Source organism: Methylobacterium sp. (genome assembly GCF_019750675.1).
Lineage (GTDB): Bacteria > Pseudomonadota > Alphaproteobacteria > Rhizobiales > Beijerinckiaceae > Methylobacterium.
Genome location: NZ_JAIEOF010000361.1, coordinates 1 through 2,023 on the forward strand (window position 1 = coordinate 1; position 2,023 = coordinate 2,023).

The window sequence follows — 2,023 nt, forward strand, 5'->3', positions numbered from 1 at the left end:
GGTCCTGGCACGTGCTCGGACCCGTTGAGAACGCGGGCGGGGAGCGGCCAGCGAATCTCCACCTGCACGGATGGGTCACGGACCCGGCACCCTGGCTCGCACGGGCCGCCCTGGTCGTCGGGGCGGGCGGCGACGGCGTCGTCTCGGGTGTCGCTGCTGCGGGGAAGCGCTTCGTCTGCCTGCCGGAACCACGCGCCTTCGACGAGCAGGTCGCCAAGGCCGAGGCCCTGGCCTCCCTGGGTTCGGCAATCCACTGTCCCGCATGGCCGAGCCCGGTGGCGTGGCCGGGGGTGATCGCCGCCGGCCTTCGTCTCGACCCGGCCCGCATCGGCGCCCTCGCCGAGCCGGGTGCGATCGCCCGAACGGCACGCCTCATCGCCGACCTCGCCGACCGGATGGACGCCCGGCGCCGGTAAGGTTCAGAATGGGCGGTCGGCCGGCACCCGCGTGGCGGCGACCTCGTCCGATGTCGGATGGCGCAGGACCGTCAGGCCATCCCGCCAATTCGAGCCGATCAATCCCCGCGCCGCGAAGGCGTCGAGCCAGCCGTCCATCGGCCACAGGCCGTGGCGGGCGCGGAAGCGCGCGGCGTTGCGCACGATGTCGGAAAAGTGCTGCAGGGGCGGGTCGCAGGCGAGGTGATGCTGGTGGAAGGCCAGGCCCCCGGCGGTGAACAGGACCGGGATGCCGAGGGCGTCGGCCCGGAAGGCGAGATCGGTGTCCTCCGCCCCGTAGCCGTCGAAGCCTTCGTCGAAGCCGCCGAGGCGGTCGAAGGTCGTGGCGCGCACGCCGAAGGCGAGGGACCAGAACAGGCCGACATTCTCGGCCCGAGCGAGGCCACGCTCCGGAAAATGCCGCACCGGATGGCGGTGGCCGGCCGCCCGCAGGGCGACCTCCGTCCAGCCATCCGCCACCGTGCCCGCCGGCAGGTAACGGATCTCGCAGCAGATCAGGCCGTCCGCCGCGTCGAGGTCGTGGCTCAGGGACGGCACGAGGTCGGCGGAGGGAATGCAATCCACGTCGAGGAAGACCAGCCGCTCGGTCGTGGCCGCCCGGCGCCCGGCATTGCGCGCGCGCGCCAGGGGCAGGCCCGCCGCTTCCAGATGAACGCGCCGGATCGGAAAGCCCAGGTCGGGCAGTGGCGCGGGGTTCGCGCCCATCTCGACCACGACGCAGGCCTCCGGGTGCGGACCGCGCGCGAGCCCCTCGAGCAGGCGCGCCAGATGCGCGTCGCGGCCCTTGTTCAGGGTGATGACGGTGGTGCCGGCGATCACGGGGTCGGCTCGTCGAGGGCGACGAAGATCTCGAAATCGCCCGTGAACCGGGCGATCATCGCGGGCTCCAGCCGAAAGCCGGTGGGATCGTCGGCGATCAGGTCCGTCGTCTGCGAGCGATGGGCGGCGATGGCCGCGGCCTTCGCCGACCGATGCGCACCGACATCGACGCGCAGGCCGGTCGGAGCATCCCCGACCTCGGTGCCTTCGGGCAGGGTCCAGCCCCAGACCGGATAGGCATAGCTGCGGATCGCACCGAGGCGACCCCGGGCCAGCCGGACGATGGCGGCGGCGGCTTGATGGTCGCAATGCGGATCGTGGCCCCAGGTCACGCAGACCGCGCCGGCCCCGGTGGTTTCGGCGATCTCGGCGATGCGGGACGCGGCGGCCTCGGCCTCGGGGCCGGTGCTCGGAACGCCGGCATCGGGCATGCGCAGGAAGGTCACGGCCTCCGGGGGCACGCCGAGGGCCGCGACTGCGTCCAGGGTCTCCCGCTCGCGCAGGGCCCGAAGCTTGTCGGGCGGGTAGAGCGCCGAATGGGTGTGCGAGCCGCAGCCGTCGCTGACGATGACCACCGCGACCGTCTGGCCGCGCGCGCGTGCGGCGGCCATGACGCCGCCGCAGCCGAGGCTCTCGTCGTCGGGATGCGGGGCGACGACGACGAGGCCGGTTCCGCCCGTCAGCGTGTCGAGATCACGGACGGGCAGGCGTTCGGCGGCGGCAAGGAAGGCGTCGGCATGCATGGATGG

Annotated in this window: 2 protein-coding genes and 1 pseudogene; 1 reads left to right on the forward strand and 2 read right to left on the reverse strand. The window is 73.3% G+C overall.

The genetic code is table 11. From position 1 onward, the window contains the following. Positions 1–416 (forward strand): annotated as a pseudogene (locus K2X24_RS18655) (glycosyltransferase); the annotation flags it as partial. 3 nt (positions 417–419) lie between these two features. Here K2X24_RS18655 and K2X24_RS18660 read toward each other — a convergent pair. Then, on the reverse strand, positions 420–1,271 hold the full coding sequence (locus K2X24_RS18660; RefSeq protein ID WP_292499941.1) for a glycosyltransferase: 852 nt from the start codon (positions 1,269–1,271) through the stop codon (positions 420–422). After that, positions 1,271–2,017 (reverse strand): PIG-L family deacetylase, encoded by a 747-nt coding sequence (locus K2X24_RS18665; RefSeq protein ID WP_366934527.1) that lies wholly within the window; start codon positions 2,015–2,017, stop codon positions 1,271–1,273. The genes K2X24_RS18660 and K2X24_RS18665 overlap by 1 nt, the downstream gene beginning before the upstream one ends. Positions 2,018–2,023 lie beyond the last annotated feature (6 nt).